This is a genomic window from Streptomyces sp. NPDC058637, from assembly GCF_042717325.1.
Taxonomy (GTDB): Bacteria; Actinomycetota; Actinomycetes; order Streptomycetales; family Streptomycetaceae; genus Streptomyces.
On record NZ_JBHXRD010000016.1, the window covers coordinates 18,847 to 41,701 of the forward strand.

17 protein-coding genes are annotated in these 22,855 nt (G+C 70.5%); 13 read left to right on the top strand and 4 right to left on the bottom strand.

All coding sequences use genetic code 11. The features are described 5' to 3' along the window. Positions 1 to 173: 173 nt before the first annotated feature. The gene (locus ACFWVP_RS17890) at positions 174 to 1,961 is read left to right on the top strand and encodes a DUF4153 domain-containing protein (protein WP_384497677.1); all 1,788 of its coding nucleotides are present in this window, start codon (positions 174 to 176) and stop codon (positions 1,959 to 1,961) included. Positions 1,962 to 2,053: 92 nt separating this feature from the next. Here the strand turns inward: ACFWVP_RS17890 and ACFWVP_RS17895 are convergent, their stop codons facing one another. Then, a complete protein-coding gene (locus tag ACFWVP_RS17895) occupies positions 2,054 to 3,607 on the bottom strand; it encodes an MFS transporter (protein WP_384497678.1) in 1,554 nt (517 codons plus the stop codon). Between the two features lie 195 nt (positions 3,608 to 3,802). Here ACFWVP_RS17895 and ACFWVP_RS17900 point away from each other — a divergent pair, with 195 nt between their 5' ends. The 3 genes from ACFWVP_RS17900 (at position 3,803) to ACFWVP_RS17910 (ending at position 6,054) form a co-directional block, all read left to right on the top strand. Beyond that, positions 3,803 to 4,420 (top strand): TetR/AcrR family transcriptional regulator, encoded by a 618-nt coding sequence (locus ACFWVP_RS17900; RefSeq protein WP_384497680.1) that lies wholly within the window; start codon positions 3,803 to 3,805, stop codon positions 4,418 to 4,420. Positions 4,421 to 4,654: 234 nt separating this feature from the next. After that, positions 4,655 to 5,365, top strand: coding sequence for a ribonuclease HII (locus tag ACFWVP_RS17905; RefSeq protein ID WP_384497681.1), 711 nt, complete (start codon positions 4,655 to 4,657; stop codon positions 5,363 to 5,365). A 62-nt stretch (positions 5,366 to 5,427) separates the two neighbouring features. After that, a complete protein-coding gene (locus ACFWVP_RS17910; protein WP_384497683.1) occupies positions 5,428 to 6,054 on the top strand; it encodes a hypothetical protein in 627 nt (208 codons plus the stop codon). Positions 6,055 to 6,135: 81 nt separating this feature from the next. Here the strand turns inward: ACFWVP_RS17910 and ACFWVP_RS17915 are convergent, their stop codons facing one another. Further along, the gene (locus ACFWVP_RS17915) at positions 6,136 to 6,777 is read right to left on the bottom strand and encodes a hypothetical protein (RefSeq protein ID WP_384497684.1); all 642 of its coding nucleotides are present in this window, start codon (positions 6,775 to 6,777) and stop codon (positions 6,136 to 6,138) included. Between the two features lie 216 nt (positions 6,778 to 6,993). Next, positions 6,994 to 9,165 carry a RecQ family ATP-dependent DNA helicase gene (locus tag ACFWVP_RS17920; RefSeq protein WP_384497685.1) on the bottom strand — a complete coding sequence of 724 codons (2,172 nt, stop codon included), beginning with the start codon at positions 9,163 to 9,165 and terminating at the stop codon, positions 6,994 to 6,996. A gap of 110 nt (positions 9,166 to 9,275) precedes the next feature. On the opposite strand from ACFWVP_RS17920, the gene ACFWVP_RS17925 reads away from it, so the two are divergent. The 6 genes from ACFWVP_RS17925 to ACFWVP_RS17950 all read left to right on the top strand — a co-directional run bounded on the left by ACFWVP_RS17925 (position 9,276) and on the right by ACFWVP_RS17950 (position 17,545). Beyond that, the gene (locus ACFWVP_RS17925) at positions 9,276 to 10,661 is read left to right on the top strand and encodes a DUF4192 domain-containing protein (protein WP_384497687.1); all 1,386 of its coding nucleotides are present in this window, start codon (positions 9,276 to 9,278) and stop codon (positions 10,659 to 10,661) included. Between the two features lie 158 nt (positions 10,662 to 10,819). Then, positions 10,820 to 11,584: an NUDIX domain-containing protein gene (locus ACFWVP_RS17930; protein WP_384497688.1), complete on the top strand. Its 765-nt coding sequence runs from the start codon at positions 10,820 to 10,822 to the stop codon at positions 11,582 to 11,584. Positions 11,585 to 11,921: 337 nt separating this feature from the next. Next, positions 11,922 to 13,670, top strand: a complete 1,749-nt coding sequence (locus ACFWVP_RS17935) for an ATP-binding cassette domain-containing protein (protein ID WP_384497689.1) — start codon at positions 11,922 to 11,924, stop codon at positions 13,668 to 13,670. A gap of 181 nt (positions 13,671 to 13,851) precedes the next feature. Then, a complete protein-coding gene (locus ACFWVP_RS17940) occupies positions 13,852 to 14,709 on the top strand; it encodes a FadR/GntR family transcriptional regulator (RefSeq protein ID WP_384497881.1) in 858 nt (285 codons plus the stop codon). Between the two features lie 324 nt (positions 14,710 to 15,033). Beyond that, on the top strand, positions 15,034 to 16,581 hold the full coding sequence (locus tag ACFWVP_RS17945; protein ID WP_384497690.1) for an RNA polymerase sigma factor: 1,548 nt from the start codon (positions 15,034 to 15,036) through the stop codon (positions 16,579 to 16,581). A gap of 133 nt (positions 16,582 to 16,714) precedes the next feature. Further along, positions 16,715 to 17,545: a S1 family peptidase gene (locus ACFWVP_RS17950; protein ID WP_384497692.1), complete on the top strand. Its 831-nt coding sequence runs from the start codon at positions 16,715 to 16,717 to the stop codon at positions 17,543 to 17,545. A gap of 118 nt (positions 17,546 to 17,663) precedes the next feature. On the opposite strand, the gene ACFWVP_RS17955 is transcribed toward ACFWVP_RS17950, so the two are convergent. Continuing rightward, on the bottom strand, positions 17,664 to 17,897 hold the full coding sequence (locus ACFWVP_RS17955; RefSeq protein ID WP_014153643.1) for a hypothetical protein: 234 nt from the start codon (positions 17,895 to 17,897) through the stop codon (positions 17,664 to 17,666). A 432-nt stretch (positions 17,898 to 18,329) separates the two neighbouring features. Here ACFWVP_RS17955 and ACFWVP_RS17960 point away from each other — a divergent pair, with 432 nt between their 5' ends. The 3 genes from ACFWVP_RS17960 to ACFWVP_RS17970 all read left to right on the top strand — a co-directional run bounded on the left by ACFWVP_RS17960 (position 18,330) and on the right by ACFWVP_RS17970 (position 22,752). Beyond that, complete coding sequence (locus tag ACFWVP_RS17960) at positions 18,330 to 20,456, top strand: type IIA DNA topoisomerase subunit B (RefSeq protein ID WP_384497693.1); 2,127 nt, start codon at positions 18,330 to 18,332, stop codon at positions 20,454 to 20,456. Between the two features lie 233 nt (positions 20,457 to 20,689). Beyond that, complete coding sequence (locus tag ACFWVP_RS17965) at positions 20,690 to 21,163, top strand: DUF485 domain-containing protein (RefSeq protein WP_384497695.1); 474 nt, start codon at positions 20,690 to 20,692, stop codon at positions 21,161 to 21,163. Beyond that, entirely contained in the window at positions 21,160 to 22,752 is a 1,593-nt protein-coding gene (locus tag ACFWVP_RS17970; RefSeq protein ID WP_384497697.1) for a cation acetate symporter, read from the top strand. The genes ACFWVP_RS17965 and ACFWVP_RS17970 overlap by 4 nt, the downstream gene beginning before the upstream one ends. The last annotated feature ends 103 nt before the right edge of the window (positions 22,753 to 22,855 follow it).

The window sequence follows — 22,855 nt, forward strand, 5'->3', positions numbered from 1 at the left end:
CTGTCACGGTCCTGCCACAGCGTGCCCGCGAGCCGGTCGGCGCACCCGCGCGGGGCTACTCTTTCGGCCACACAGCCCTCATTGATCTTGAAGGGCGTGCGCCTGAAGAGAATCCGGGGACACCGCGCCGCGATGTGGCCGCGCGAGGGGACCCGGTGGGGGAGGGGTCACCCATGTCCGAGCAGCCGTCCGGGGCGAACAGCCGGCCGGAGCCGCCACCGTCGTCCGAGGACGCCGCCAAGGCCGCACCCGGCGCCGTACCACCCGCGCCGGAGAGGGACGCCTCGTCCCAGATGCCCGGGCAGGAGGGGGCCGTAGGCCAGGAATCCGCCGGGTCGGCATCGGTACCGACCCAGAACTCCGGCCCGGACGTACCGGTGGTGCCCGCGTATCTCAGGGCGCCGCCGCCGGGCGACCCGTGGCAGCGCCGGGCGCGGGCACAGGGGCAGCCACCCGCCGCGCTGTCCCGGCTGCGGCCCTCCGCGCCGTCCGCCATCGATGTCGCCACGCTCTGGTCCGTCCTCGCCACCGCCCTGCTCAGCGGCCTGCTGCTCGGTGACGGCCTGGGCCTGAACCTGCTGATCGTCGCGGTGCCCGCTGCCCTGGCGGCGTTCTTCGCCGCGCGGACGGCAGGCCGCAGACTCCGGCCGTGGACCGCTGTCTGGGCGGTCGGCGGCCTGGCACTCCTCGCCGTTCCGGCGCTCCGGGACGCGGGATGGCCGACGTTCCTCGCCGTGGTGTCCGCCCTTTCCCTCGGATCGCTCGCGCTCCACGGCAGCCGGAGCTGGCCGGGGGTGCTGCTCGGATCGCTGGGGCTGTTCCCGTCGGTCGTGCCCGGGCTGCACTGGGGCTGGCGCGGTGTGCGCGACCGGGCGGACGACTCCCGGGGCCGGGTACGGACCGCGGTGCGCACCTCCGCGGTGGCCCTCGTGCTGCTCGTCGTGTTCGGGGCGCTCTTCGCCAGTGCCGACGCCGCTTTCGCCGACCTCCTGGGCAGCCTCACGCCCGACGCGTCGATCGGTGACAGCCCCTGGCGTGTGTTCCTCTTCGTGCTCGGCCTGGCCGGCGCCCTGGCCGCCGCGTACAGCGCCGCCGCGCCGGTGCGCTGGGACGGCATCACCCTCCGTCCGGGGCGGGCCCGGAACCGGGTGGAGTGGGCACTGCCGCTGATCGTGCTCAACCTCCTCTTCGCGGCGTTCATCACCCTCCAGCTCGTCGTACTGCTCGGCGGCTACGACAAGGTGCTGGAGGAGACGGGGCTCCTCCCCGCCGAGTACGCCCGCCAGGGCTTCTGGCAGCTGCTCTGGGCCACGGTGCTGACCCTGCTCGTCATCGCACTCGCACTGCGCTGGGCACCTCGCTCCGGACCGCACGACCGAACCCTGGTCCGCGGAGTCCTGGGCGTCCTGTGCGTGCTCACGCTCGTCGTCGTGGCCTCCGCGCTGCGCCGCATGGACCTGTACGTGGACGCCTTCGGCCTGACCAGGCTGCGGATCTCCGTGACCGCCGTGGAGCTCTGGCTCGGAGTCGTACTGGTCCTCATCCTCGCGGCAGGCGTCTTCGGTGCGAAGCTGCTGCCGCGCGCCGTCGCGGTGAGCGCCGCGGTCGGCGTCCTCGCCTTCGGGCTGATATCGCCCGACGGGATGATCGCGGAGCAGAGCGTCGAGCGGCACGGCTCCGACAAGACGATCGACGTCCTGTACCTCCGCGATCTCTCCGCCGATGCCGTACCGGCGTTGGACAAGCTGCCGGAGCCGCTCCGGTCCTGTGCCCTGGAGAGGATCCAGCGCGACCTGGAGACGTCGGACACCCCTTGGTACGCCACCAGCTGGGGCGAAGCCAGGGCCCGGGACATCCTGGAGGGGCACCCCGCCAAGGACCGCGGGAGCGAGTGCTACGGCCTCGGCAGGCAGGACAGCGAGCGGGAGGGGTACGAGGAGGACTCCTACGACCCGTACTGATTCCGGCATCCGCAGTTCCTGATGTCCGGACAGCGGCGTGCGGGCCGTCCTCCGGAGACCCGGAGGGCGGCCCGCCGTCGTGTCCGGGGGTTCTACGCGCCGGGACCTGCCGCGGCGGACCTGCCGCTCAACGCGTCCAGGTCGCTCTTGCGCACCCGGACCACCAGCGCCGCGGTCAGCAGGGCGAGCACCACCATGGCGACCGCCGCGGTGAAGGCCGTGGCGATGCTCTGGGTGAGCACCTCGTGCCCCCATGGGGCCGGCATCTCGTGCGTCCGGGCGAACTCGGCCTTCTGCTCGGGCGTCGCCTGCGCCAGGAAGGACGGGAGCTGTTTCTCCGCCTCGTCGCGGCTTGCCGTGCCGAACACGGTGACCAGGATGGACAGGCCCAGCGAGCCGCCGACCTGCTGGCTGGCGTTGAGGAGGCCCGACGCGGCTCCGGCCTCGTGCTGGGCCACCCCGGAGACCGCCGTCAGGGTCAGCGTGACGAAGTTCAGCCCCATGCCGAAGCCGAAGAGGAGCATCGGCCCGAGCACACCGCTCACATAGGAGCTGTCGGGCGAGATGAGCGTCTGCCAGAAGAGGCCGAGCCCGGTGATCGCCGACCCGACGACCATGAACGGTTTCGGCCCGAGTACCGGAAGCAGCCGCTGGGAGAGCCCCGCCCCCGTGATGATCGCGACCGTCACGGGCAGGAACGCCAGGCCGGACTCGATCGGGCTGTAGTCCAGCACGTTCTGGACGAACAGCACGATGAAGAAGAACATGCCGAACATGGCCGCGGCCAGGCTGAGCATGATCAGGTAGGTACCCGCGCGGTTCCGGTCCGCGAACATCCGCAGCGGGGTGATCGGTTCCTTGACGCGCGACTCGATGACGACGAACGCCACGAGGAGGACCACCGCGGTGCCGAAGGACGCCAGCGTGAGCGCGTCGCTCCACCCTTCCTCGGAGGCGCGGATGAATCCGTACACCAACGAGGCCATGCCGAGGGTCGAGGTCAGTGCCCCGGATATGTCGAAGCGGCCCGGATGCTTCTCGGACTCGGAGATGTACATCGGCGCCAGGACCGCGATCAGCGCACCGATGGGCACGTTGACGAACAGGACCCAGCGCCAGTCGAGCCACTCGGTGAGCATGCCGCCGGCCAGCAGCCCGATCGCTCCGCCGCCCGCCGACACGGCGGCGAACACCCCGAACGCCCGGTTGCGTTCCGGCCCTTCGGGGAACGTCGTGGTGATCAGGGCGAGCGAGGTCGGCGACGCGATGGCGCCTCCGACGCCCTGCAAGGCGCGGGCCAGCAGCAGTTGCCAGGGCTCCTGTGCGAGTCCGCCCAGGAGCGACGCGGCGGTGAAGACCAGGATGCCCGTCATGAAGACCCGGCGGCGGCCCAGGATGTCACCGGCCCTGCCGCCCAGCAGCAGCAGCCCGCCGAAGGTGAGCGTGTAGGCGCTCAGCACCCAGGAGAGGTCGGTCGTGGAGAAGCTGAGCGCGTCCTGGATGTGCGGGAGCGCGATGTTGACGATTGTGGCGTCGAGTACAACCATCAACTGACATGCGGCAATGACGGTGAGGGCGATCCCCGGACGCCCCTGCCGTCGTGCCGCACCGGGTCTGCCCTGTGTTTCCAACTGAGATGTTGTCACTACGGGTCCCCCACAAGGAGTTAGTGAACGGAACCGTTCACTGTCGCGCCAACGGTAGTGAGTCCCCGTCAGTGAACGCAAGCGTTCACTGAAGTTGCTGCCATCGGTGTGATGCGTCGGGTGTGTGCGTCGTCGGTACCGGGTCCGCTCAGGCCCGCGACGGTGTGCGCCTCCCTGTTCGACGGAGAACTGCTTATGACTTCCTCGCGTCCCACGGCCGCCGCCCGGCCCGGGTCGGTGTCCCTGCGTCGCCGCGGCCCGGTGCTGGAGCGCGCCATCCTCGATGCCGCCCTCGAACAGCTGAGCACGGTGGGGTGGGGCGGGCTGACGATGGAGGGCGTCGCGGCCGGGGCCCGGACGGGCAAGGCCGCCGTCTACCGGCGATGGCCGTCGAAGGCGGACCTGGTCGCGGACGCGCTCCGGGCCGGGCTGCCGGAGCTGGAGGACGCTCCCGACCACGGCGGGATCCGTGAGGACCTCTACGACGTGTGCCGCAGGGTGCGGGACGCGATGCTGTCGGAGCCGGGGCTGGCGTTGCGGTCCGTCCTTCACCAGTGCGATGTGAATACGGCCGAACGCTTCCAGGCCGTGATCGTCGGCGGCATGATCGAACCCTCCATCGCGCTCTTCCGGGAGGTCATCAGCCGTGGTGTCGCACGGGGTGAGGTCCGGGGGGACGCCATGAGCGGGATGGTCCTCGATGTCATTCCCGCGATGATGATGTACCGCTCAAAGGTGTGCGGCAGCGAATGGCCGGACGACGAGATCGCGCAGATGATCGACCAGGTCATGGTGCCGATCTTCCGCGCGTGAGCTCCGGGTTCCGTGCGTGAGGCCTGTGGTCCCGCGTGACTGAGCTCCGGGTCCGTGCGTGGGGCCCTGCGGATTCGCGCGCGAGGCCCGCGGGTCCGTGCGTGGGGCGCCCCCGGTCGGTGATCCGGCGCACCGGGTCCGCGGCGTTCCGCGCACGGCCGGACGCGGGCGGTCGCATCGACCGGTGCCCCGGGGTGTTCTTGGCGCGGCCGTCGGCGTACCCTGGCAGGCGCCATGCCGTACGAACCACCCACGCACACCGTCGAGCGCTCACTGCGCGCTACCTCCGGTGCCAGGACCGTCGCCGGTGTCGACGAGGTCGGACGCGGAGCGTGGGCCGGCCCCGTCACCGTGTGCGCGGCCGTCACCGGGCTCCGCAGACCCCCGGAAGGCCTCACCGACTCCAAACTGATCAGTCCCAAGCGCCGTGCGGAACTCGCACCGCTTCTCGAGGGCTGGGTCACGGCCTACGGGCTGGGGCACGCCTCACCGCTGGAGATCGACGACCTCGGGATGACAGCCGCACTCCGGCTCGCCGCGGTCAGGGCCCTCGACGCGCTCCCCGTGCGGCCGGACGCCGTGATCCTCGACGGCAAGCACGACTACCTCGGCCCTCCCTGGAACGTCCGCACCGTGATCAAGGGTGACCAGTCCTGCATCGCCGTCGCCGCGGCCTCGGTGATCGCGAAGGTCCGCCGGGACACGATGATGGCCGAACTGGGCGCGGATTCGGGGCAGTACACAGACTTCGCCTTCGGCGCGAACGCGGGATATCCGTCCCCGGTACACCGGGCCGCGCTGGAGGAGTGGGGACCCACACCTCACCATCGCCTCAGCTGGGCCTACCTCGACGCGCTGCCGCGGTGGCAGCATCTGAAGAAGGTCCGTTTCTCCGCCGAGGCGGCCGCACCGGAAAGCGGGGGCCAGCTCGGCTTCGACTTCTGATCGCACAGGCGTACCCACCCGGCGTGCAACGCCGGCGATTTTCGATGGACAACCAACCACTCATGCCTCATATCCCCCAGGAGCCTCAGATTCCCGAGAGCGCCCAGGGTCCCCGCGTCACTCCGGCCGCCGGCCGCACCGCGCCGACCCCCCGTCCCGTACCTGGTCCGCGTTCCGCGGCCACGCCGCGTCCCGGACATCCGGGCCCCGGCCCCGCGCGGCCCGCGCCGCGCCCCACACCCGCCCCTCCCGCCGCGGCGCGTCCTGCCGGGCGCGACAGGCAGCCGGAGAATCGTTCCTCGGCGCAGCTCCAGCTGATCCCGGCTTCGGCCGACGGTGCGCTCGCCGCCGCCGACGAGGCCGTCGACCTGCTTCTCGACTCGGGCCGCGCGCCCGGTGACATCCTGGTCCTGACCACGGACGAGCAGCACCCCTGGGCCGCGCACGAACTCTCCTTCGGTGAGGCCGTGTACTGGGCCCAGCACGATGCCGGTGACGATGTCTTCTTCGCGCACGTGTCGAAGACCGACCGCTGCGCATCACGTTCGGTGGTCGTCGTCGCTGTGAACGGCGACGTCGACGACAGCGCGACCCGCGCGCTGTCCGTCGCGCGTGAGCGCGCCGGTGCGCTGCTGATCGTCTGCGGGGACCCGCAGAAGATCAACTCCGTGTTCGGCGCCGGCGTCTGAGTCTTGGTCCGGCGCAGTCGACCGAGCCGTACTCCGTGGGTCCTGGCCGTCCGTGAGGGCGGCCAGGACCCACGTCCCGTTTCAGCGGGCCGCGGTACGCCGCAGAGCCTCCGCCGCCCCGCCACCGGTGCGCAGCGGATCCGGATCGTGGTCGGTGAGGGCGTCGGCCAGGGCGGACGGCTGGGACAGGGAACTGGGCCTGCGGCCGCCCCTGCCCTCGCCGAGGACCTGCCAGCCGCCCCGGGTCAGGGTGATGTAGGCCCCGCAGCGAAGGCCATGGAGTGTGCAGGCGTCCCGCAGCCCCCACATCCAGGCCCCGTCCTCCTCGGTCCACCGCTCGTCCCCCTCGCGGCAGTACAGCAGGACGGCCGTCCGCACGGGGGTACGGCGGCGCAGGTCGTGCGGCACGACCCGGCGCAGATGGGCCAGCAAGGAGTTGCGGAACTCCCAGCCGTCGGCGGCCACGGTGGTCCGCCGGGCGAACGAGGCGCTGGCCGTGAGCCGCTCCTCATGGTCGAGGACGGCGACGACCGCGGTGGCCGGGGTCGGTCTGTGCCGTGCGTGGAGGCCACTGACGACCTCACGCGGGCTGCGCAGCAGTGGTATGCCGGCCGCTGCCCACTCGGCCGGTTCGAGTATCCGGGCAAGGCTGTTGACGGAGCCGGGGGATACCGGGGACGTCGACAGTGAAGTGGCCGCGGACGGAGCGAATCCGAAGGTCACGGTCCTCCCTTCGCTACGCGCCCACGGTGCGGGCAGGGTCGAGTGAGGGCGCGCCGCGGCACAGCCCTTCCGGGCCTGCGAAGGGACGGTGCTGGGAGCGATTCCAATTCTTCCTGTCGCATCGGCGGGCGGCAACGAGCAATTGGCGCGGCTGACGGAAATCGGCCGGAATGATACGGATATCCCTGCCCGTTCAGCACCGGGATGAAGCCAACATCACGCCTGAACCGCGAGGACCAGCGGAAACACCCCCTCGGCGCCCGCCCGGCACAGGAGCCGCGCGGCGACAGCGAGCGTCCAGCCGGTGTCGGAGAGATCGTCCACGAGCAGGACGGGACCGCCGGCCGAGGCGAGCGCTTCGGCCAGTGCGGGCTCCACGATCAGAGCCTCGTGCAGGGCCCTCACCCGCTGTGCGCTGTTGGTCTGCGAGAAACGGAGATCCTCTGTCCCCGGTGCGTAGGAGACCGTCCCGAGCAGGGGCATCCGGCCCACCTCCGCGATGCCGCTGCCCAGTGAGTGCACCAGCCGCGGCCTGCGACGGGACGCCACCGTCACGACACCGACGGGCCGGGGCGCCGCGTCCGGAGCCCCGGAGGCCCAACCACCCGGTCCCTTCGCCCAGTCGGTGATGACCGTGACCACCGCGCTCGCCACGTCGTCGGGAACGGAGGTGTCCGGAGCCTCGGCCGCGAGCATCGGGCGGAGCCTGTTGCCCCAGCCGATGTCGGAGAGCCGGCCGAGGGCCCGGCCCGGAAACGCCAGCTCCCCCGCCGGGATACGGCCCTTGAGATCCACCCCCACCGCCGCCAGCCCGGTGGGCCACATCTTGCGGGGCTCCACGTCCACCCCGGGACGGCCGAGCTCCCCCCGCGCCCCGTCCAGGGCCGTGGTGGAGACCTTGTCGTCGAACCGGGCCCCCGCACAGTTGTCACAGCGTCCGCACGCCGTGGCCTCCTCGTCGTCCAGCTGGCGCCGGAGGAACTCCATGCGGCAACCCGTACCCGAGGCGTAGTCCCGCATGGCCTGTTGTTCGGCGGCGCGCTGCCGGGCGACCCAGGCGTAGCGCTCGGCGTCGTAGACCCAGGGCTCGCCCGTGGAGATCCAGCCGCCCTTCACCCGCTTCACCGCGCCGTCGACGTCGAGCACCTTGAGCATCGTCTCCAGGCGGGTGCGCCGCAGGTCGACCAACGGCTCCATCGCGGGCAGCGAGAGGGGCCTGCCCGCCTGGGCGAGGACGTCCAGGGTGCGCCGCACCTGCTCCTCGGGAGGGAAGGCGACCGAGGCGAAGTACTGCCAGATGGCCTCGTCCTCCTTGCCGGGCAGCAGCAGGACTTCGGCGTGCTCGACCCCACGTCCCGCACGTCCGACCTGCTGGTAGTACGCGATGGGGGAGGACGGCGATCCCAGGTGCACGACGAACCCGAGGTCGGGCTTGTCGAAACCCATGCCCAGCGCGGACGTTGCCACCAGAGCCTTGACCTTGTTGGCCAGCAGATCGTCCTCGGCCTGCTGCCGGTCGGCGTTCTCGGTCCGGCCGGTGTACGAGGTCACCGTGTGCCCGCTCCGGCGCAGGTAGGAGGTGACCTCCTCGGCGGCCGCGACCGTGAGCGTGTAGATGATCCCGGAACCAGGGAGCTCGCCGAGGTGGTCGCCCAGCCAGGCCAGACGGTGTGCCGCGTTGGGCAGTTGGAGCACACCGAGGCTGAGGCTCTCCCGGTCCAGCGGGCCACGCAGGACCAGCGCGTCCGTGCCCGCGCCCGTGCCGAGCTGTTCCGCGACGTCGGCGGTGACTCGCGCGTTGGCTGTCGCGGTGGTGGCGAGCACCGGGACGCCGGAGGGGAGGTCCGCGAGCATGGTCCGCAGCCGTCGGTAGTCAGGCCGGAAGTCGTGCCCCCAGTCGGAGATGCAGTGGGCCTCGTCGACCACCAGCAGCCCGGTCGCGGCGGCCAGCTCGGGCAGGACCTGGTCGCGGAAATCGGGGTTGTTGAGGCGCTCGGGGCTGACGAGCAGCACATCGACTTCCCCCGCCGCCACCTCAGCCCGGACGGTGTCCCACTCCTCGGTGTTCGAGGAGTTGATGGTGCGGGCGCTGATGCCGGCCCTGGCGGCCGCGGTCACCTGGTTGCGCATCAGCGCGAGCAGGGGCGAGACGATCACGGTCGGGCCGCTGCCCTGCGCGCGCAGCAGGGAGGTCGCCACGAAATACACCGCGGACTTGCCCCACCCCGTCCGCTGTACGACCAGGGCCCTGCGCTTGTCGGCGACGAGCGCCTCGATGGCCCGCCACTGGTCCTCACGCAGCCGGGCGGCGCCGGTGGCGTCCCCGACGAGGCGGGCAAGTACGGAATCGGCCGAGGCCCTGAGCTCTGCGCGGTCTGGGTTGGTCATGCCCCCATGCAACCCGATGCCTGAGACAAAGCGCGAACGACCGTCCGTCCCTGTGGATAACTTTATCCACAGGGGTCGCGGAAATCGGCGGAGCGCGGGACGGTCATGCCATGAACAAGCACCACGAATCCACCGAACCGGCCGACGAGCAGCAGATCACCCTGCGCGGCCCCGCCGAGCTGGCCGACGCCCTCCCGTACCTGATGGGATTCCATCCGAACGACAGCGTGGTCATGGTGGCCCTCCACGGCGGCCGGGGGCGCTTCGGCGGCAGGCTCAGGCTGGGCATCCCGCAATCGCCGACCGAGTGGGCACCGATCGCGGACCAGCTGGCGCAGTGCCTGATCTCGGGCAGTGAGAAGCGCGACTCACGCCCGGACGCGATCGTCGTCTTCCTCTGCCAGGACCCTGCCGAGGGCGAGAGCGGTCATGAAGCCATGGAGCGCTTGAGGCCCTTGGCGCAGCGCCTGCGCACGGCTTGCGGGGCGCTCGACGTTCCCGTGCTCGAAGCGCTCTGCATCTCGGACGGCCGTTACTGGTCGTACTGCTGCCCCGATGAGCGCTGCTGCCCGGTCGAGGGCAATCCGCTGGCACTCCCGGGGACGACGGTGATGGCGGCGGCCGCCGCCTACGCGGGAATTCAGGTACGTGGATCGCTGCGGGACATGGAGACACGCCTCATGCCCTGGGGCTCCTCGGCGGGCGCGGATCAGGAAAGGGCACTGGACTCCGCGGGGGCCGTGATGGTGTCCAGGATCCTCGACCCGGACGGGCGGAGCGAGGTCGCGGCGGAGACCCTGCGACTGGCACGTGAGCTCATGGAACGTCTCGGGCGGGCACCCGCGGCCGTACCGGCCGACGCCGACACCCACGACGACCGCCTCATCGGCACGGACGAGGCGGCGGCCGTGATCCTCGGTCTCCAGGACCGGGAGACCAGGGACCGGGCCGCGGAGTGGATGGAGGGCCGTGAGGCGGAGACGGCCCTGCGGCTGTGGCGGGCGCTCGCCCGTCGCTGCGTCGGCCCGTACGTCGAGCACTCCGCCGCGCCGCTGGCCCTGGCCGGCTGGGTCTCCTGGTCCACCGGTGACGAACCGGGCGCCAGGGTCGCGCTGGGGCTCGCGCTGCGGGCCGATCCCCACTACACGTTCGCCCAACTGTTGCACCAGGCGTGCAACGAAGGCCTGGACCCGGAAACGCTGCGACGCTGCCTCCGCGGCGAGCGCGGCCTGCGTGCGGGGCACGTCAGTGCCGACGACGGCGCGAGTGGCGGCGACGGCGGGTGTGACGTACGCGGGGTCCGGCGGGCGGAGCCCACGCGTACATCGGCTGCGAAGCGGAGGACGTCGACCAGGCCGACGCCCGGCACCGCCCGGCCCGGCTCTGCCGTGGCCCGACGCCGTGCCCGCGGTCCGCAACGCCAGGGACAGGGGCAGGCACAGGGACGGGGGAAAGCGCAGACGCAGGGGCAGCGCGATACCGGGAGCGGCCGCTGACGGACCGCCGGCCGGACGGGTTCCACCGGGCCGCACGGGGGCGGTCGCGGCGGAAACCCCTTGTCGGGTCGGCGGGCGGAGGACCGGCCTCGTGAAAGGAGGCGGACCAACATCGCGAACGGAGTGTTTATCGTCAGGAAGACGACTATGATTTCGGCATGCCGCCCTACGACCCGTCGACGTTCCCGCCCTTCGCAGTCACCGTCGACCTGGTCGTGCTCACGGTGCGCCGTCACGCGCTCTGCGCACTGGTGGTGCGCCGCGGTGAGTCGCCGTTCCAGGGCCGGTGGGCACTACCGGGCGGATTCGTCAGGACCGATGAGGATCTCGGTGCCGCGGCAGCGCGTGAGCTCGTCGAGGAGACCGGACTCTGCGCACACGATCCAGCCACTCCCGCCGTAGGCAATGGTGCCCACCTAGAGCAGTTGGCCACCTACGGAGACCCGGGGCGTGACCCCAGGATGAGGGTCGTCAGTGTCGCGCACCTCGCGCTGGCCCCCGATCTTCCCGCGCCTCGCGCGGGGGGTGACGCCAACAGCGCGCGGTGGGCCCCCGTCGAGGATCTCCTCGGCCCCGGCGGCGGGTTCGGTCGTGACGGCGAACAGTCCGCCCCGTTGGCCTTCGATCACGCCAGGATTCTCGACGACGGGGTGGAGCGGGCTCGATCCAAGATCGAATACTCCTCGCTGGCCACGGCGTTCTGCCCGCCGGAGTTCACGGTCGGCGAGCTGCGCCGGGTGTACGAAGCGGTGTGGGGTGTGGTTCTCGACCCCCGGAACTTCCACCGCAAGGTGACAGGCACGCCCGGCTTCCTCGTCCCGTCCGGCGGGACGACCACACGACAGGGCGGCCGCCCCGCGCAGCTGTTCCGGGCCGGCGCGGCCACCGTGCTCAATCCGCCGATGCTGCGCCCCGAGGTCTGAGCCCGAGATCCGATGCGAGGGTTCCGGCGCCGGGGTATCCGACGCGGGAGATCCGGAGCTGAGGTCCGCCGCGGAGGTCTGAGGCCGAAGGCTCGATGCGAGAGGTTCGAGGCCGGTCGTGCCGAACCCGGCCCGGCGCCCGGAGCCGACGGGGCGGGTGAGAGTCCGACAAGGCCTGGTGCTCCGGAGGCGCGGACGGCTCCGACCACGGAACACCCACCGGGACGATGTCGAGCGCCACCGGAACAACGGTGCACCAAAAGTCGGAAATGTCGCGTTATCTTGCTTGGGTACCCCACCCTGCCGCCGAGCGGTCTCACCCTCTGCGAGAGAAGCGATGCTCCAGGCCATCGGACTCACCAGCACCCCCCGCCGCGACCTTCCCTCCGCCGTGGACGACCTGACCTTCGAAGCCCCCTCCGGTCGCGTCACCGTACTTCTCGGCGCTCCGGGCTCCGGCAAGACCACCGCCCTTCGTCTGATGCTCGAACTCGAATCCGGACGGGGCGTCACCTACTTCCGCGGTCGGCCCCTGCACCGCATCGGCCACCCCGCCCGCGAGGTGGGTGTGCTTCTCGGTGACGTACCGGGCCACCCCGCGCGCACCGCCCGCGGCCAGCTCCGGATGCTCTGCGCCGCCGCGGGGGTTCCCGCGTCACGAGCCGACGAACTGCTCGACGTCGTCGGTCTGGCCGGGCTCGGGGACCAGCGCATCGGCGCCCTCTCGGCCGGCATGGACCGTCGCCTCGGTCTCGCGTCCGCGCTCCTCGGAGATCCGCACACGCTCGTTCTCGACGAGCCCGCCAAGGGCCTCTCCCCGCGGGAGAAGAGCTGGCTGCACGGTCTGCTGCGCGCGCATGCCGCCGAGGGCGGCACCGTCCTGCACACCACCAGTGACCCCAAGGAGGCCGCGCGCGCCGCCGACCGTGTGGTCACCATCGACGACGGACGCCTCGTCGCCGACCAGGACGTCGCCGACTTCTCCCGCACCCGTCTGCGGCCCAGGGTCGCCGTGCGGACACCGCACGCCGCCCGGCTGGCCGCCGTCGTCAGCCGTGAGGCGCGCGCGGCCAGGCGCTCGGTCGAGGTCGTCGCCGAGGGCGGCAGCCGGCTTTCGGTGTACGGCAGTAGTTGCGCGGAGGTCGGGGACGCGGCGTACCGGCACGGCGTACCCGTGCACCAACTCGCCGACGAGACCGGCGATGCGGGTCCGGTCGCGGTTCCCGGCGCGGGCCCGGCGAGAACGGCCGTACCGCGCCCCGCGTCATCGGTGGCGGTCTCGGAGCTGCCTCCGCCGATTCCCGTCCGCCCCGCCCGCGGCCCTCTCCGGCCCGTGCGGTACGAACTGCGCCGTCTCTTCGGCGTCAGGACGACCACCCTGATCATGGCGACCGTCCTGTTGGTATCGGCGGCCCTCTCCGTCTTCCTGGCCCGCTCGGGCCGCACGCCCCTGCCCGATCTCCTGGTCGCCTGGCCGGACCTGCTGCCTCTCCCGCCCGCGGCCTTCGGTGCCGGTCTGCTCGGCGCCCTCTCCTTCGGCGACGAGTTCCGCTACCCGGCGCTCGCCGCGGGGCGGGGAACGGTCCCGCGGCGCCTCGGGCTCCTGCTGGCCAAGCTCGGGGTGTCCGCCGCTGTCGCGCTGCTGCTGGCCCTGTTGTCCGTCCTGGCGGATGCCGAGGCGCTGCGCCTCGTGTACGGCGGTGACTTGGTCCACGTACCGGCCAACGCTCCGCAGCTGGCCGCAGGTTGGGCAGGTCTGTCGGTCGGGTGCGCCTGGGCCGGGCTGCTGGCCGCCGGCGTCTTCCGCGTGACGGGCGCCGGGGTCGCCGCGGTGCTCGCCGTTCCCGTACTGGTCGTCCCGTTGGTGCAGAAGCTGCTCGCGGGACCGTCCGTCCGTTCGATCGCCGGGCTCCCCGGCCGACTGCGTGAACTCGCCTGGCTGCAATGGCCGTACGAAACCGACCGGTGGGCCATGGCCGCGGTGAGGGTCGTGGCCCACCCCGTGGGGGTGGCGCTCTCCCTGTCGCTGTCCGCCCTGATCTGCGCGTATGTGTTCACCAGCCTTCGAGGGAGAGCCCGTTGGTGAGTGCGGTGCGCCGATATGGCGGCCGAGCGCGCGCAACTCTCCTGGGAATGTGCAAATTCCCCCCATTACGCGTCAATTGTGGGGCGGGTGCCGATCACCCTTTCGTGTGCTTTTCACCAAAGACCTCAAGGGCTGCGCGAGCCACGCCGACAAAGGATGCGTGAGTACCCTTGCGCACACCATGATGACCGCCGCCCGCTCCGCCGACTCCGGCCCGGGCGAACTCGACCGCTATCCCTGCGCGGAGACGCCGGCCGGCGAGCGCGCCGCCCTCCGTTCATGGGGAGGTTCCGATTCCGAACTGGGGCGGGCGAGCCGGCGCGGCACGGCCAGCCGCGGCCGTGGGCTTCACGGCCAACTGGTCCAGCAGCTCGGCCAGATGATCGTTTCCGGTGACCTCGGTGCCGACCGGCCGCTCGTTCCGGAGGAGATCGGCCAGCGATTCGAGGTCTCCCGCACCGTCGTGAGGGAGTCCCTGCGTGTCCTCGAGGCCAAGGGCCTGGTCAGTGCCCGGCCCAACGTGGGCACCCGGGTCCGGCCGGTCAGCGACTGGAACCTCCTGGACCCCGACATCATCGAGTGGCGGGCCTTCGGTCCTCAGCGTGACGACCAGCGTCGAGAGCTGGCTCAGCTCCGTTGGACGATCGAGCCGCTGGCCGCCCGGCTGGCCGCCGGTCATGGGCGTGAGGACATCCAGCAGCGCCTCGGCGAGATGATCGAGATCATGGGGCACGCGATGGGGCACGGGGATGCCATCACGTTCTCCCGGGCGGACGCGGAGTTCCACTCCTTGCTCATCCAGGCGGCGGGCAACCGCATGCTGGAGCATCTGTCGGGCATCGTGTCGGGGGCTCTGCACGTCTCCGGTGGGCCCGTCACGGGGTGTGACCGACCCGCGGAGGCATCGCTCGGACATCACGCGCGGATCGTCGAGGCCCTGGCGTCCGGAGACTCCGCCGCCGCCGAAGCGGCGATGAGGCAACTGCTCGTCGTCCACCTGGACGGGGAGCCCGTGGTTCCCGCGCCTCGCGAGCACTGAGCGCGACACGGCCGGGGCGTGCGGACCGTATGCCGCCGGACTCCCATAGTCCGGCGGCATAATTATAGGTATATATGAAGTTTGGTTCTGTCTGTCGCAAATGAGGTGTGACTGGGGCCACGCGGTTTGGGCGTAACACTCCTCGAAACAGTGCGATGACTTAAGAGGTGACCGCCGCGGAAGGAATACAGCAGCCACACAGTGTGCTGTGCAGTTCCGAGGCCAAGCCCGCGCCGTCGGCGACATCCCCAGCCGCCGGTCGTCGGTTCCAGCCCTCTCCAGGGCCGGGCCGGAAGCCGTTTCCATCGTTCCGAGAGGTTGTTCGTGTCGGCCAGCACATCCCGTACGCTCCCGCCGGAGATCGCCGAGTCCGAGTCTGTGATGGCGCTCATCGAGCGGGGAAAGGCTGATGGGCAGATCGCCGGCGATGACGTGCGTCGGGCCTTCGAGGCTGACCAGATTCCGCCAACCCAGTGGAAGAACGTTCTGCGCAGCCTCAACCAGATCCTCGAGGAAGAGGGTGTGACGCTGATGGTCAGTGCCGCGGAGTCGCCGAAGCGCGCCCGCAAGAGCGTCGCAGCGAAGAGCCCGGTCAAGCGCACCGCCACCAAGACCGTCGCGGCCAAGACGACCGTGACGCGGACCGTCGCGGCCACTGCCGCCCCGGCAGCCGGGAGCGCGGACGCGGCGGCCGACGACGCTGCCGTCGCCGCTCCGGCGAAGAAGACGGCGGCCAAGAAGACGGCTGCCAAGAAGACCGCCGTGAAGAAGACAGCGGCCAAGAAGACGGCTGCCAAGAAGTCCGGCAAGCAGGACGACGAGCTCCTCGACGGCGACGAGGCGGCCGAGGAAGTCAAGGCCGGCAAGGGTGAGGAAGAGGAGGGCGAGGGCGAGAACAAGGGCTTCGTCCTCTCCGACGACGACGAGGACGACGCGCCTGCGCAGCAGGTCGCCGTCGCCGGCGCCACGGCCGACCCGGTCAAGGACTACCTGAAGCAGATCGGCAAGGTCCCCCTCCTCAACGCCGAGCAGGAGGTCGAACTCGCCAAGCGCATCGAGGCAGGCCTCTTCGCCGAGGACAAGCTGGCCAACTCCGACAAGCTCGCACCGAAGCTCAAGCGCGAGCTGGAGATCATCGCCGAGGACGGCCGCCGGGCCAAGAACCACCTGCTGGAGGCGAACCTCCGCCTCGTGGTCTCGCTGGCCAAGCGCTACACCGGTCGCGGCATGCTCTTCCTGGACCTGATCCAGGAGGGCAACCTCGGTCTGATCCGCGCGGTGGAGAAGTTCGACTACACCAAGGGCTACAAGTTCTCCACGTACGCCACCTGGTGGATCCGTCAGGCGATCACCCGCGCCATGGCCGACCAGGCCCGCACCATCCGTATCCCGGTGCACATGGTCGAGGTCATCAACAAGCTCGCGCGGGTGCAGCGCCAGATGCTCCAGGACCTGGGCCGTGAGCCCACCCCGGAGGAGCTGGCCAAGGAGCTCGACATGACCCCTGAGAAGGTCATCGAGGTCCAGAAGTACGGCCGTGAGCCCATCTCGCTCCACACGCCGCTGGGTGAGGACGGGGACAGCGAGTTCGGAGACCTCATCGAGGACTCCGAGGCGGTCGTCCCGGCCGACGCGGTCAGCTTCACGCTGCTCCAGGAGCAGCTGCACTCCGTTCTCGACACGCTCTCCGAGCGTGAGGCGGGCGTGGTCTCGATGCGCTTCGGCCTCACCGACGGTCAGCCGAAGACGCTGGACGAGATCGGCAAGGTCTACGGCGTGACGCGCGAGCGCATCCGTCAGATCGAGTCGAAGACGATGTCCAAGCTTCGTCACCCGTCGCGTTCGCAGGTACTGCGCGACTACCTCGACTAGGACCGAGGACGGACACGGACGAAGGGCCCGGAACCTCACAAGGTTCCGGGCCCTTCGTCCGTGTGCGGGTGCGGCCCGCCCCCGTGCGGATGACGCTGAGTGGGCACCGTTCACCTCGGCGTCAGGAGTCCTCATGTCCCGCGTTGTCGTCCGTGCCCTTCCCGTGGCGTTCGCCCTGTCGGCCGTTGCGACCGTCATACCGGTCGGCCCACCAACCCCTGCCGCCGCGGACAGCATCGTCGTGGGTGGCAGGCCCGTTCCTGTCGCCGACAGCCCCTGGGCCGTGGCTCTGTCGAGCCGTGACCGGTTCGGGGGAACACGCGCGGGGCAGTTCTGCGGCGGGGTGGCGATCGCGCCCACGAAGGTCCTCACGGCCGCCCACTGCCTGCGGCAGGACGTCCTGGGTGCGGCCGTCCCGGAGGTGCCCGATCTGCGGGTCATCAGCGGCCGGGACGAGCTGAGCGGACCCGGCGGTCAGGAGACCCCGGTGCGCTCGGCCTGGGTCAATCCTCGGCACGACCCGCGGACCAACGCCGGGGACCTGGCGGTGCTCACCCTGGACCGGGCACTGCCGGCGGGCAGTGTCATCCCGATGGCCGGGGCCGGGAGCGCGGCCTACGAGCCGGGCACGGCCGCGACGGTGTACGGCTGGGGGGACACGACGGGCTACGGCGCTTACGCGTCCGTCCTGCACGCCGCGAAAGTGCGGGTGCTGTCGGACAGCGCGTGTACGCGGGCCTACCCCGGAGGCCTGCAGGGCTCGTACGACGCCTCGACGATGCTCTGCGCCGGTAACACGGCCGGGGGGAGGGACGCGTGCCAGGGCGACAGCGGAGGCCCGCTGGTGGCCCGTGGGCGCCTCGTCGGCCTTGTCTCCTGGGGCGGCGGCTGCGGGAGTCCCGGCAGCCCCGGTGTGTACACCCGCATCTCGGCGGCCATCCGGTGGATGGCCGCTCAGCGCTGACTGCCAGGCCTGCCGGCCGCCGCGGTCCGGAGGTACGAGAACGGGCGGCCTCCCCGCGGGGAGGCCGCCCGTCGGCCGGTCCTGGACCGGACCCCTGGCTCGTCGTGGATGCGAGGTGTCAGTGTTGTTCCTCGTCGGCGGCACTTGCCTGTACGGCAGTGAGCCGATCTGTCTCATCCTGTATTTCCGCGGCGATCTTCTTGAGTTCCGGCTCGAACTTGCGTCCATGGTGGGCGCAGAAGAGCAGTTCACCGCCGCTGATCAGGACGACGCGCAGATATGCCTGGGCGCCGCAACGGTCACAGCGGTCTGCTGCGGTCAGCGGGCTCGCGGGGGTCAGAACAGTAGTCACGTCGCCTCTTCTCTAGCTCGACGAGCTGTCGTACCAGGGTCAACATCCAACCAGGCCGAAAACGTTCCCGCTCGTGGCTTTTCTTCGAAACTTCTTCTCGGGATGGCTGTCTGTTGCCGGTTGGCGGCGAATGTGCCGTATTGCGTAGCGCTACGGTTTCGCGTTGCTTGTGTGGGCCCGTCCACCGGCCGGCTTGCCGGTTGTTCATGAGGACGTGCCCGGAGCCTAAATGGTTCATGCCTCGAAGGGAACGTGATGTGCACGTCACTCCAACGAATGATCGAACGCGTATACGAAGCTGGACTAGCATAAGGATTCCCCCTGGGTGGCGTTACAACCGCTCTACCAGGCCTCGGTAGGCTCTCAGCGGCTACCGAGGCCGAGCCCGTTACCCTCTGGGCCCCGAATGAAATTCAGCGAGGAGCGAACCGCGTGACCGCCGATTCCGTGCCGTCCACTGCGCTGCTGACCGGAGCAGGCGGCGCAGACAGGGACAGCTCCAACTACACCGCGCGGCACCTTCTCGTACTCGAGGGGCTCGAAGCGGTCCGCAAGCGTCCCGGGATGTACATCGGGTCCACGGACAGCCGCGGACTCATGCACTGCCTCTGGGAGATCATCGACAACTCGGTCGACGAGGCTCTCGGCGGCTACTGCGACAGCATCGAGGTCATCCTCCACGACGACAGCTCGGTCGAGGTCCGCGACAACGGCCGGGGCATCCCGGTGGACGTCGAGCCCAAGACGGGGCTCTCCGGCATCGAGGTCGTGATGACCAAGCTGCACGCCGGCGGAAAGTTCGGTGGCGGCTCCTACGCCGCCTCCGGCGGCCTGCACGGCGTCGGTGCCTCGGTCGTGAACGCGCTCTCCGCGCGGCTCGACGTCGAGGTCGACCGCAACAGCTCGACGCACTCGATCAGTTTCCGGCGCGGGGTTCCGGGCATGTTCACCGAGCAGGGGCCGGACAGCCCCTTCGACCCGGCCAACGGCCTGCGCAAGGGGAAGCGTGTCCCGAAGACCCGTACGGGTACCCGGGTGAGGTACTGGGCGGACCGGCAGATCTTCCTCAAGGACGCCAAGCTCAACCTGGAGACGCTGTACCAGCGTGCCCGCCAGACCGCGTTCCTCGTCCCGGGCCTCACCATCGTCGTGCGGGACGAGCGGGGCATCGACGGTGAGGGCAAGACCGAGGAGACGTTCCGCTTCGACGGCGGAATCAGCGAGTTCTGCGAGTACCTGGCCCAGGACAAGGCCGTCTGTGACGTCCAGCGCCTGACCGGCACCGGGACCTTCAAGGAGACCGTCCCGGTCCTGGACGAGCGCGGTCACATGACGGCGACCGAGGTCACCCGCGAGCTGGCCGTCGACATCGCGCTCCGCTGGGGCACCGGATACGAGACCAACGTCAAGTCCTTCGTCAACATCATCGCCACCCCCAAGGGCGGCACCCATGTGTCCGGTTTCGAGCGCTCCCTCACCAGGACGGTCAACGAGGCCCTGCGCTCCGCGAAGCTGCTGCGCGTGGCCGAGGACGACGTCGTCAAGGACGACGCCCTCGAAGGCCTCACCGCTGTCGTGACGGTACGGCTGGCGGAGCCCCAGTTCGAGGGGCAGACCAAGGAGGTGCTGGGCACCTCCGCGGCCAACCGGATCGTGGCCAACGTGGTGTCCAAGGAGCTCAAGGCATTCCTGACCTCCACCAAGCGTGATGCCAAGGCCCAGGCCAGGGCCGTGCTGGACAAGGCGGTGGCCGCCGCCCGTACGCGCATCGCGGCCCGTCAGCACAAGGACGCGCAGCGTCGCAAGACCGCGCTGGAGTCCTCCTCGCTTCCGGCCAAGCTCGCCGACTGCCGCAGCGACGACGTGGAGCGGAGCGAGCTCTTCATCGTGGAGGGCGACTCCGCGCTCGGTACCGCCAAGCTGGCCCGGAACAGTGAGTTCCAGGCCCTGCTGCCGATCCGCGGGAAGATCCTCAACGTCCAGAAGTCGTCCGTGTCGGACATGCTCAAGAACGCCGAGTGCGGTGCGATCATCCAGGTCATAGGAGCGGGTTCCGGACGCACCTTCGACATCGACGCCGCCCGCTACGGCAAGATCGTCCTGCTCGTCGACGCCGATGTCGACGGCGCCCACATCCGATGCCTGCTGCTCACGCTCTTCCAGCGCTACATGCGCCCCATGGTCGAGGCGGGGCGGGTCTTCGCCGCGGTGCCCCCGTTGCACCGGATCGAGCTCGTCCAGCCCAAGAAGGGGCAGGACAAGTACGTCTACACCTACTCCGACAACGAACTGCGGCAGACGTTGCTGGAGCTGCAGCGCAAGAACGTCCGGTTCAAGGACTCGATCCAGCGCTACAAGGGCCTCGGCGAGATGGACGCCGACCAGCTGGCGGAGACCACGATGGACCCGCGGCACCGGACGCTGCGACGGATCAACATCGGCGACCTGGAGTCCTCCGAGCAGGTCTTCGACCTGCTGATGGGCAACGAGGTCGCGCCCCGCAAGGAGTTCATCACCAGCTCGGCGGCCACACTGGACCGTTCGCGTATCGACGTCTGAACCGTCCCCACCCGTGGGTGGAGGCGGTGTCTCCACCCACGATCGACCCGTGCGCCGATCCTCTGACCCGGACGTTTCCGTGCGCTACGCGTACGGGCGGGGTCTCGCACGGCCGCCCGGGGCTTCCTTCACCTGAAATGGTGAAGCCAGGCGAATGAAGTGCCCGGGATCTTCCCGATCTGCCCATTCTTGGCTACGCGGCCGAAAAGGCTCGTGGACAAGGGAGTTGTTCGGTGGAGAAGGAAGCAGGGCCGGATGCCGCAGCGACGCGGCTCGACGACCCGTGGTACGACGCGCCGGTCCCGGAGTGGGGTGAGCCCGACGGCCCTGCGGGCTCCGTGCCCGAAGCGCGGCCCGGGCAGGCGGCGCAACAAGGCCACAGCGCGGCCGACATCTATCTGGAGGTGCAGCGCAGCGCGGCCTTCCGTGAGGTGCGCCGCCGCTACCGGAGGTTCGTGATTCCTGCGGCGGCGGCCTTCCTGCTCTGGTACCTCGCCTACGTGGTCGCCGCCACCTCCGCCCCCGGCCTGATGGCGCGTCCCGTCGTCGGCGCCCTCAACGTGGCGATGATCGCGGGCCTGGGACAGTTTCTCACCACGTTCCTGCTCACCTGGGCGTACGCGCGTCATGCGCGACTGCACCGCGACCGGGCCGCGCTGGAACTGCGGTGGGACACCCAGGAGATGACGAGAGGGATCGGCCGGTGAGCGGGGACCACCAGACGCTGGCGTTGCTGCTGTTCAGCGTTTTCATCGCCGTGACGCTCGGCATCACCACCTGGGTGAGCCGGAACAGGCAGGGATCCGCCGAGGAGTTCTACGCGGGCGGAAGGCTGTTCTCACCCATGGAGAACGGATTCGCCATCGCCGGTGACTACATGTCCGCCGCGTCGTTCCTCGGTATCTCCGGTCTGATCGCCCTCTTCGGCTACGACGGCATGCTGTATTCGGTCGGCTTCCTCGTGGCCTGGCTCGTCGTCCTGCTCCTCGTCGCCGAACTGGTACGCAACTGCGGTCGGTTCACCCTCGCCGACGTGGTCGCCGCGCGCATGGCCGAGCGTCCGGTGCGCACCGCCGTGGGCACGTCGTCCGTCACCGTCTCGGTGCTGTACCTGGTGGCGCAGATGGTCGGTGCCGGCAGCCTCGTCGCTCTGCTCCTGGGCGGCACGAGTGACACGGCGCGGTCCTGGACCGTGGTCGGCGTCGGGGCGCTCATGGTGATCTACGTGTCGCTCGGCGGTATGCGCGCCACCACCTGGATCCAGATCGTCAAGGCCGTCCTGCTGATGGCCGGAGCCGTCGTGCTCACCGTGCTCGTCCTCGCGCACTTCCACGGCAACGTGAACGCCCTCCTCGACACCGCGGCCGAACGCAGCGGACACGGCAGGGACTTCCTCTCTCCCGGGCTCAGGTACGGCGGGAGCTGGACCGCGCGCTTCGACTTCATCAGCCTGGGCCTGGCGCTCGTGCTCGGCACCGCCGGTCTGCCGCACATCCTGTCGCGCTTCTACACCGTGCCCACCGCCCGCGCGGCCCGGCGTTCCGTCGTCTGGTCCATCGGGCTGATCGGCAGCTTCTACCTGATGACGATCGTGCTCGGGTTCGGAGCGGCCGCCCTCGTGGGTTCCGCGGACGTTCGGGCGTCCAACGCCTCGGGGAACACCGCGGTCCCGCTCCTGGCGCTCGTACTGGGAGGCGGTGAGGGATCCACCGGGGGCACGGTGCTCTTCGCCGTCGTCGCCGCCATCGCCTTCGCGACGATCCTCGCGGTCGTCGCCGGGATCACCCTGGCCTCCTCCGCGTCCGTCGCCCATGACCTCTACGCGACGTTCAGGCGTCCGGGGGCCAAGCAGCGCAGCGAGGTCGCCGTGGCCAGGGTCGCCGCCGCGGGCGTCGGCGTGGTGGCCATCGGCCTCGGCCTGCTCGCCCAGAATCTGAACGTCGCGTTCCTGGTGGGGCTGGCCTTCGCGGTCGCGGCTTCGGCCAACCTCCCGGCACTGCTCTACTCGCTGTTCTGGCGGAACTTCACCACCCGGGGAGCGGTCTGGGCCGTGTACGGCGGGCTGATCCCCGCTGTTCTCCTCGTCCTGCTCTCGCCCGTCGTGTCGGGAAGCCCGGCCTCGCTCTTCCCGGGGGTGGACTTCCAGCTCTTCCCTCTGGAGAACCCCGGGCTGGTGTCCGTTCCGGCGGGTTTCCTCGCCGGCTGGATCGGCACGGTCACCTCGCACGAGCCCCCGGACGAGGCCAAGCACGCCGAGACGGAGGTCCGGTCGCTCACCGGGGCGGGCGCGGCCTAGATCCGGCTCCGGCAGGGGCGACGGCCTCCCGGCAGGGCGCCGGGATCCGGCAGGGCGCCGGCCTCCCGGCCGGGCAACGGCCTCCCGGCAGGGCGACGGGATC

Excerpts from the sequence above, each read along its gene's own strand:
- ACFWVP_RS17890 (WP_384497677.1), top strand. The coding sequence starts at position 174 with ATGTCCGAGCAGCCGTCCGGGGCGAACAGCCGGCCGGAGCCGCCACCG.
- ACFWVP_RS17930 (WP_384497688.1), top strand. The coding sequence starts at position 10,820 with ATGCCGCCCTACGACCCGTCGACGTTCCCGCCCTTCGCAGTCACCGTC.
- ACFWVP_RS17910 (WP_384497683.1), top strand. The coding sequence starts at position 5,428 with ATGCCTCATATCCCCCAGGAGCCTCAGATTCCCGAGAGCGCCCAGGGT.
- ACFWVP_RS17920 (WP_384497685.1), bottom strand. The coding sequence starts at position 9,165 with ATGACCAACCCAGACCGCGCAGAGCTCAGGGCCTCGGCCGATTCCGTA.
- ACFWVP_RS17905 (WP_384497681.1), top strand. The coding sequence starts at position 4,655 with ATGCCGTACGAACCACCCACGCACACCGTCGAGCGCTCACTGCGCGCT.
- ACFWVP_RS17940 (WP_384497881.1), top strand. The coding sequence starts at position 13,852 with ATGATGACCGCCGCCCGCTCCGCCGACTCCGGCCCGGGCGAACTCGAC.
- ACFWVP_RS17935 (WP_384497689.1), top strand. The coding sequence starts at position 11,922 with ATGCTCCAGGCCATCGGACTCACCAGCACCCCCCGCCGCGACCTTCCC.
- ACFWVP_RS17950 (WP_384497692.1), top strand. The coding sequence starts at position 16,715 with ATGTCCCGCGTTGTCGTCCGTGCCCTTCCCGTGGCGTTCGCCCTGTCG.
- ACFWVP_RS17900 (WP_384497680.1), top strand. The coding sequence starts at position 3,803 with ATGACTTCCTCGCGTCCCACGGCCGCCGCCCGGCCCGGGTCGGTGTCC.
- ACFWVP_RS17925 (WP_384497687.1), top strand. The coding sequence starts at position 9,276 with ATGAACAAGCACCACGAATCCACCGAACCGGCCGACGAGCAGCAGATC.